Origin of the sequence: Microcystis sp. LEGE 08355 (assembly GCF_015207185.1) — a bacterium.
Lineage (GTDB): Bacteria > Cyanobacteriota > Cyanobacteriia > Cyanobacteriales > Microcystaceae > Microcystis > Microcystis panniformis.
On sequence record NZ_JADEXI010000227.1, the window covers coordinates 1 to 6,874 of the forward strand.

Consider the following 6,874-nt stretch of genomic DNA (forward strand, 5'->3'; position numbering starts at 1 on the left):
ATAATCTCCTATCTCCTGACTCCTGCCCCCTGCCTTCGTTAAGGGTCAAATTGATCGTCTGGATCACAGGGAGAAAAATGACCCATTTCTAGATTCATCGGCGACTTTTCTCGGCTATTTCTCTACTTCTTCAAGATATTTTTTCAGAAAGAGAGCTAATTTTTCTTTAGTGGCGACGGGAACAGAATCTAGACGGGTAAGAATAGCGTATTTAAGGGCAGAATGAGCGGCAGAAACGGGAGGATTAGCTACCAGACGGCGCACCGTTTCCTGGATCACTTTTTGGGCATTAATAGCGTTATGGTGTAGATTTTCGATCACCATTTCTACCGTGACATGATCGTGATCGGGATGCCAACAATCGTAATCGGTAACTAGAGCTAAGGTAGCGTAGGCAATTTCCGCTTCTCGGGCTAATTTTGCCTCAGTTAAATTGGTCATACCGATGACGGTTGCCCCCCAACTTCTATAGAGATTTGATTCCGCTTTAGTAGAAAAAGCCGGCCCCTCCATACAGAGGTATGTACCGCCGCGATGCAAGGTAACTTCCGGTAGGTTTAAACTAGCGACGGCATCCCCTAAAATGTTGGCTAATTGGGGACAAACGGGATCACCAAAGGCCACGTGGGCAACAATTCCTTCCCCAAAAAAAGTCGCTATTCTCTCTTTAGTTCTGTCAATAAATTGATCGGGAATGACTAAATCTAGGGGTTTAACTTCGGCTTTGAGGGAACCAACTGCCGAAGCGGAAATAATATATTCAACCCCTAATTGTTTGAGAGCGTGAATGTTAGCTCGAAAGGGTAATTCGGTCGGTAAAAAATGGTGACTTCTGCCATGACGCGCTAAAAAGGCAACTTCTGTTCCCTCTAAAGTCCCGATAATTAAAGCGTCGGAAGGAGAACCAAAAGGAGTATCGAGGGATACTTCCCGCACATCCTTGAGGGCATCCATTTTATACAAACCACTGCCGCCAATGATGCCAATTTTTACCGTCGTCATAGTCTTGGAAAGAATTAGTTATCGTTGCCTTGATTTTACCATAATTGAGCGATTACGTTAAGGCCTTACTTTTTCTTTTTCTTGCCCTTGAGGGAACCATTAATTAAACCATTAAAGCCATAAATTTCTTCAGTTCCCGCGATGGTAACTAATTCCACCTCTTTCGTGTCTCCCGGTTCAAATCGAACTGATGTACCCGCGGGAATATTCAGATGGGTTCCTTTGGTTAATTCGCGCTGAAACTCCAGGGCCTGATTAACTTCATAAAAATGATAGTGGGAACCCACTTGAATCGGTCGATCGCCTGTATTAGCCACAGAAATACGCAGGGTGTCGCGACCGACATTAATCTCGATCTCCCCGGATGGTGTGATAATTTCTCCCGGAATCATAACTGCTAAAAATCTCCTGTTAGTGAATGGGATTGTGAACGGTAACTAATTTAGTACCATCGGGAAAAGTCGCTTCGATCTGCACTTCCGTAATCATTTCCGGGATACCTTCCATTACCTCCTCGCGAGTTAATAAAGTAGTGCCGTAACTCATCAATTCAGCCACGCTACGACCTTCCCTGGCACCCTCGAGCATGGCGGCGCTAATATAGGCGATCGCTTCGGGATAATTTAACTTGATCCCGCGATTTTTGCGTCTTTCGGCGAGCAGTGCCGCCGTGAAAATGAGTAATTTATCTTTTTCTTGGGGCGAAAGTTGCATAGATAGGCCTTTTTTTACACAGATTCTAGGGTTATTGTAGTTCTTGGCTGGATAGTTGTAGCGATCGAGTTGTGAAAATTTATCTTGAATGTCCGGTCCTCCTATCCATTAGTCAGATCTTTCTTAACAAAAAGAGAAGAAACTTAAAAAAAGGGGAAACGATTGATAGGTATAGTTTTGAAAGAAGGAATCAAGGTGGAGGTGAGCAAAAAAAATGGAGAAATGGGCAGCCCAAGAATTACAGTATGCAGACCTAGGGGACACCAGAAGAAAGTAATAAATCTTCAAGAAGCTTTGGAATTACACTTTGAACCGCCTTGTGCAACAGTTATTCCTCAATTGCAGAAAATCACTGTACGGGCGAAGCATTTGGGCATAACCTATCGCTAAAATCCTAGATTTCCTATCCGAATGCTTCGCCCCTACCCCGACCAATGTTTAGGCTATGCTAAAATGGTGATAAAAGCATAGAATCCTATGTAGTTTAATTAGTTGAAAATGAATCAGAGAAAGTTATGTTAACAGAGATCAATATTGGCACTTTTATAAAAAGCGATCCCAAAATTCATGGAGGTTGTCCTATTATTGCGGGAACTGCTGTTACTGTACGAAGAATAGTGATCTGGTATAAATTAGGATATAGCCCTGAAGAGATTGCCGATGAAATTCCTCATCTATCTTTGGCACAGGTTTATGATGCTTTGACTTACTATCATACTAATAAAGAAACAATAGAATCAGAAATTGCAGACGAAGCTGCGGAAGCAGATCGCCTTGAAGCATTACATTATTCTCCTTCCTAATTATGAGTAGAATTAGCTTATATATGGATGAAGATTCCACAGCGTTCAAAAGGCTTTAGATAATCCGGCTTGTTTCAAAACTGCATTAGCAGTATGGCGTGATTTAATACTATTATCAACTACAAATCTTCTTTATGTCAGAGGACTATACCAAATTTCATGATCTCCTTTCCCTTGACGTTCAAAATAACATCTGGCTGCTGAGAGCATTTTTTTTAATGCAGGTGTTAAAGAAGTAGTCATCTAAACAGCGCACTCAATTGATTCTTGACGATGACTAATTAGTTCAAAAGTTATCGCTTTTTGAGGTTCAATGGTAATTAGATGATTGAGTTGTAATAATTCTGGAATTATCTGTCGTAATTTAGCTGTTAAAGCTTCGATGGTATCAGCTTCGGTGACTAATCCCGGAATATCTTCACTCTCTGCTACCCACACTTGCGCCTCTCGATCCCAAAATGCTTCTACTTGGTACGGTTTTTGATTCATGATGATTTAGTTCAAGTGAGTAGAATTAGCTTATACCATTTTTCTTTATTCGCGTCACAACGAATGAAGGTTTGGCAAGCATTCGAGCGTGGATGTCTGTCATGGATTTAGAAATTTGGTATTATATATTAATCAAGATTATACAGTGCGATCGCCTTTTTGACAACCCTACTACCAATCCCCAACCTTTGATGATCGCCGATGAATCGCTTATAATTGAATTAACCGCCACGCCATTAATGAACAAAGCACCCAATCCTATCCAACCCTCATTAGGTGCTGCCTAATTTTCAATTAAGTACGGGATGATAAAATATGCAATATCAAGTCAATCTCAAACAAACAGAAGAGGGATATGCCGTTTGGTGTCCTAGTTTACCTGGCTGTGCTTCTCAAGGGATAACTAAAGAAGAAGCACTCAATAATATTCAAGATGCAATTCAGTCTTATTTAGAAGTTGCTGCAGAATTAAATCAAGGGATCGAATCTTATTATGTAGAAGTTGAATTAAATCATGCCTAGTCTTGCTGGAATTAATCATCAACGAGCAATTAAAGCCTTTGAAAAAGCAGGATTTCAGATTGTTCGACAGGGAAAACATATTACCATGACTGATGGACAACATATTCTCACTATTCCAAGGGCTAATCCAATTAATGCCTATACAATGGGAACAATTATTAAAGGTTCGGGATTAACTATTGAAGAATTTAAAAAACTTTTATAAAACAATCTCAACCCATGAACGAACAACGCACCCAATCCTGTCTAAATTATGATTTTTTTGATTATTTGACTGACTAGGATTTCTCTCGGCTATCATCCCTGTGATACAATAAAATATGCAGTATTAAAAAATCAAATCAAAGAGTAAGGGTATTATTTGCCATGAGTCAATATGTTCTACTTCGGATTCAAGTCATTCAGGAAGAATTAGAAGCCTTAAAAAAAACGGTCATTCATCAACTTGAAGGTTCTCGCAATAAGACTCAAATTAAAGGTTTATGGAAAGATGTTGTGATCAGTGATGACGATTTAGAAGAAGCTGAAAAAGCAGTTTTTCGAGATTAGTTTACATTTCATTTTTATAACAAACGCTATAGTTCTCGTCAATGATCTTTTTAAGAGTTTAAATCTTTAAAGGGATTGATAACCTGTAAGCTATTATTGATAATTAAACCATCTTGCATATCTTCTGAGTAGAGAATAGTTGCATCGCCTAAAACTGCACTAGCAACAATCAGGCTATCCCAAAATGAAATTAAATAGCGATCTCGTAATTTCACGGCATACTCAAGGGTTTCGAGGGAGACAGGTAAGATTTCACACCCTTGGGTAAATTCTTCAAGTAGATTTTGAATCTGTAAATTATTAAACCCTGCTTTGCGGATTAAATTTGAGCAAACCTCATTAACAACTTGTGTACTAATTATCAAGTTTCCTTGATTCGTAATATTTGTCGCTATTTGTTGCTTAGGGATGGCATTAGGATCGCTACAATTAACAATGAAGCGATACAGCCAAATATTAGAATCAATAAAGAAGGGTTGAGATTAACCAGCGTTCATTCGCTTCTTCTCTGGTAAGAGGATGGAAGTCTTCAATTTTAATCGGATTTGCTGTTAACTGGGCGATTATACCCGTTTCTGACCATTTTTGACAAGTAACCTGGGAAATTGAATTCGATTCTATAGTGAGTTTAACGCACTGTCCTTCATTGAGTTGGAGATTACCAAGAGGACGTAAAACGCCATTTTCAAAGACGGCTTCACAGGTTTGTTGCGGCATAACTCAATCCTTAATTCTAAATTACTATTATTTTAACCGATGATTGTGTCTAAATTATGATTTTTTTGATTGTTTGATTGACTAGGATTTTTTTCGGCTATCATCCCTGTGATACAATTCTGATAATCTACCCATTCAATCCCTGTACGGGCGAAGCATTCGTGCATAATCTATCACTGAAATCCTAGATTTTTTATCCGAATGCTTCGCCCCTACCCATCAATCTCCCATCCGCCATGCCATGAATGAACTGAAAAAATATCGACAATCTATTCGCTTGAAAGGCTATGATTATAGACTTAATGGAGCTTATTATATAACAATTTGTTCTTATCAGAAGCAGTATTTATTTGGCGAAATTGTTGAAGGAAATATGGAGCGAAATTTACTTGGTGATACTGTTGAAGCAGTATGGTATAGACTGCCTCTACATTTTAAGTTTATTGAACTAGATACTTTTATTGTCATGCCCAATCATATTCATGGAATTATAGTAATACAAAATCAAGCTCTGGAAAAGGCTGCACACGATTCGCAATATCCTCACGGTACAATGCCGGAATCTTTGGGGGCTATTGTGCAGAATTTTAAATCAATTTCTACTCGTAAAATCAATTTTTTATGTGGTGATCGCCTGAAAGTTTGGCAGCGCAATTATTATGAACATATCATTCGCAATGAAGATTCTTATCAAAAAATCCGGCAATACATTCTTGACAATCCGCAAAATTGGCAACAAGACGAAAACAATCTTAATAAATTCAAGCCAATGTAGGGGCAAATAACCTGTACGGGCGAAGCATTCGGACAATAACCTATCGCTGAAACCATAAATTTCTTATCCGAATGCTTCGCCCCTACCCCGGGCAATAAACTAATAACCTTCGCCTATTATCCCTGTGATACAATTATGATAATCTCTCCATTAAATCCCTGTACGGGCGAAGCATTCGGGCAATAACATATCGCTGAAACCATAAATTTCTTATCCGAATGCTTCGCCCCTACCCCAAACAATAACCTTCGCCTATTATGCCGATGATAGAATTACGATAATCTCCCCATTAAATCCCTGTACGGGCGAAGCATTCGGACAATAACTTATCGCTAAAATCCTAGATTTTTTATCCGAATGCTTCGCCCCTACCCCAGACAATAAACTAATAACCTTCGCCTATTATCCCTGTGATACAATTATGATAATCTCCTCATTAAATCCCTGTACGGGCGAAGCATTCGTGCATAATCTATCGCTGAAACCCTAGATTTTATATCCGAATGCTTCGCCCCTACCCCAGACAATAACCTTAGCCTATCATCCCTGTGATAAAATTACGATAATCTCCCCATTAAATCCCTGTACGGGCGAAGCATTCGTGCATAATCTATCACTGAAACCCTAGATTTTATATCCGAATGCTTCGCCCCTACCCCGGGCAATAACCTTAGCCTATCATCCCTGGGATACAATTCTGATAATCTCCCCATTAAATCCCTGTACGGGCGAAGCATTCGTGCATAATCTATCGCTGAAACCCTAGATTTTCTATCCGAATGCTTCGCCCCTACCCCGGGCAATAAACTAATAACCTTCGCCTATTATCCCTGTGATACAATTATGATAATCTCCTCATTAAATCCCTGTACGGGCGAAGCATTCGTGCATAATCTATCGCTGAAACCCTAGATTTTCTATCCGAATGCTTCGCCCCTACCCCAGACAATAACCTTAGCCTATCATCCCTGTGATAAAATTACGATAATCTCCCCATTAAATCCCTGTACGGGCGAAGCATTCGTGCATAATCTATCGCTGAAACCGTAAATTTCCTATCCGAATGCTTCGCCCCTACCCCAGACAATAACCTTAGCCTATCATCCCTGTGATACAATTCTGATAATCTCCCCATTAAATCCCTGTACGGGCGAAGCATTCGTGCATAATCTATCACTGAAACCCTAGATTTTCTATCCGAATGCTTCGCCCCTACCCCAGACAATAACCTTAGCCTATCATCCCTGTGATAAAATTACGATAATCTCCCCATTAAATCCCTGTACGGGCGAAGCATTCGTGC

At 39.7% G+C, this 6,874-nt stretch carries 14 protein-coding genes; 7 read left to right on the top strand and 7 right to left on the bottom strand.

What is annotated here, in order from left to right:
• Positions 1 to 114: 114 nt before the first annotated feature.
• From IQ242_RS12730 to ureA, 3 genes are all read right to left on the bottom strand, one after another.
• Positions 115 to 1,002, bottom strand: coding sequence for an S-methyl-5'-thioadenosine phosphorylase (locus IQ242_RS12730; RefSeq protein ID WP_193960232.1), 888 nt, complete (start codon positions 1,000 to 1,002; stop codon positions 115 to 117).
• Between the two features lie 65 nt (positions 1,003 to 1,067).
• Positions 1,068 to 1,394 (bottom strand): urease subunit beta, encoded by a 327-nt coding sequence (locus tag IQ242_RS12735; RefSeq protein WP_002766755.1) that lies wholly within the window; start codon positions 1,392 to 1,394, stop codon positions 1,068 to 1,070.
• A gap of 19 nt (positions 1,395 to 1,413) precedes the next feature.
• A complete protein-coding gene (gene ureA, locus IQ242_RS12740; protein WP_052278151.1) occupies positions 1,414 to 1,716 on the bottom strand; it encodes an urease subunit gamma in 303 nt (100 codons plus the stop codon).
• A gap of 177 nt (positions 1,717 to 1,893) precedes the next feature.
• Here ureA and IQ242_RS12745 point away from each other — a divergent pair, with 177 nt between their 5' ends.
• Together IQ242_RS12745 and IQ242_RS12750 are read left to right on the top strand one after the other, a co-directional pair.
• On the top strand, positions 1,894 to 2,106 hold the full coding sequence (locus tag IQ242_RS12745; RefSeq protein ID WP_128575308.1) for a hypothetical protein: 213 nt from the start codon (positions 1,894 to 1,896) through the stop codon (positions 2,104 to 2,106).
• A gap of 125 nt (positions 2,107 to 2,231) precedes the next feature.
• Positions 2,232 to 2,519 carry a DUF433 domain-containing protein gene (locus IQ242_RS12750; protein ID WP_052278150.1) on the top strand — a complete coding sequence of 96 codons (288 nt, stop codon included), beginning with the start codon at positions 2,232 to 2,234 and terminating at the stop codon, positions 2,517 to 2,519.
• Between the two features lie 243 nt (positions 2,520 to 2,762).
• Here IQ242_RS12750 and IQ242_RS12755 read toward each other — a convergent pair whose 3' ends face one another.
• Positions 2,763 to 3,008 (bottom strand): DUF1902 domain-containing protein, encoded by a 246-nt coding sequence (locus IQ242_RS12755; RefSeq protein WP_012267127.1) that lies wholly within the window; start codon positions 3,006 to 3,008, stop codon positions 2,763 to 2,765.
• A 101-nt stretch (positions 3,009 to 3,109) separates the two neighbouring features.
• On the opposite strand from IQ242_RS12755, the gene IQ242_RS12760 reads away from it, so the two are divergent.
• The 4 genes from IQ242_RS12760 to IQ242_RS12775 all read left to right on the top strand — a co-directional run bounded on the left by IQ242_RS12760 (position 3,110) and on the right by IQ242_RS12775 (position 4,079).
• Positions 3,110 to 3,295: a hypothetical protein gene (locus IQ242_RS12760; protein WP_193960233.1), complete on the top strand. Its 186-nt coding sequence runs from the start codon at positions 3,110 to 3,112 to the stop codon at positions 3,293 to 3,295.
• A 28-nt stretch (positions 3,296 to 3,323) separates the two neighbouring features.
• Entirely contained in the window at positions 3,324 to 3,530 is a 207-nt protein-coding gene (locus tag IQ242_RS12765; RefSeq protein ID WP_002740526.1) for a type II toxin-antitoxin system HicB family antitoxin, read from the top strand.
• Positions 3,523 to 3,735, top strand: a complete 213-nt coding sequence (locus IQ242_RS12770) for a type II toxin-antitoxin system HicA family toxin (RefSeq protein WP_002732521.1) — start codon at positions 3,523 to 3,525, stop codon at positions 3,733 to 3,735. The genes IQ242_RS12765 and IQ242_RS12770 overlap by 8 nt, the downstream gene beginning before the upstream one ends.
• 161 nt (positions 3,736 to 3,896) lie before the next feature.
• The gene (locus IQ242_RS12775) at positions 3,897 to 4,079 is read left to right on the top strand and encodes a hypothetical protein (protein ID WP_052278149.1); all 183 of its coding nucleotides are present in this window, start codon (positions 3,897 to 3,899) and stop codon (positions 4,077 to 4,079) included.
• Between the two features lie 50 nt (positions 4,080 to 4,129).
• On the opposite strand, the gene IQ242_RS12780 is transcribed toward IQ242_RS12775, so the two are convergent.
• The 3 genes from IQ242_RS12780 to IQ242_RS26745 are packed head-to-tail and all read right to left on the bottom strand — an operon-like array spanning position 4,130 to position 4,963.
• On the bottom strand, positions 4,130 to 4,546 hold the full coding sequence (locus tag IQ242_RS12780; RefSeq protein WP_072927006.1) for a PIN domain-containing protein: 417 nt from the start codon (positions 4,544 to 4,546) through the stop codon (positions 4,130 to 4,132).
• Positions 4,542 to 4,796 carry an antitoxin family protein gene (locus tag IQ242_RS12785; RefSeq protein WP_052278148.1) on the bottom strand — a complete coding sequence of 85 codons (255 nt, stop codon included), beginning with the start codon at positions 4,794 to 4,796 and terminating at the stop codon, positions 4,542 to 4,544. Before IQ242_RS12785 ends, IQ242_RS12780 begins: the two co-directional genes overlap by 5 nt.
• 32 nt (positions 4,797 to 4,828) lie before the next feature.
• A complete protein-coding gene (locus IQ242_RS26745) occupies positions 4,829 to 4,963 on the bottom strand; it encodes a hypothetical protein (RefSeq protein WP_255520652.1) in 135 nt (44 codons plus the stop codon).
• Positions 4,964 to 5,037: 74 nt separating this feature from the next.
• On the opposite strand from IQ242_RS26745, the gene IQ242_RS12790 reads away from it, so the two are divergent.
• Positions 5,038 to 5,571 carry a transposase gene (locus IQ242_RS12790; protein ID WP_193960234.1) on the top strand — a complete coding sequence of 178 codons (534 nt, stop codon included), beginning with the start codon at positions 5,038 to 5,040 and terminating at the stop codon, positions 5,569 to 5,571.
• Positions 5,572 to 6,874: the final 1,303 nt, after the last annotated feature.